Genomic DNA, 215 nt, shown 5'->3' on the forward strand with positions numbered 1-215 from the left:
CGCGACCCGCTACCGGGGCGAGGCCGAGGTGGAGACCTGGAAGGAGCACGACCCCGTCGCGCTCCTCGAACAGGAACTGACCCGGCGCGGTCTGCTCGACGACGACCGCGTCGCCGCCGTCCGCCAGGACGCCGAGACCATGGCCGCCGACCTGCGGGCGCGCATGAACCAGGACCCGGTACTCGACCCCATGGACCTGTTCGCCCACGTCTACG

The 215-nt window shown here is 72.1% G+C and carries 1 pseudogene; it reads left to right on the plus strand.

The features are described from left to right. Positions 1-215, plus strand: a pseudogene (locus J0695_RS42235) (pyruvate dehydrogenase (acetyl-transferring) E1 component subunit alpha); the annotation flags it as partial.

Source organism: Streptomyces beijiangensis (genome assembly GCF_017315755.1).
Classification (GTDB): domain Bacteria; phylum Actinomycetota; class Actinomycetes; order Streptomycetales; family Streptomycetaceae; genus Streptomyces; species Streptomyces beijiangensis.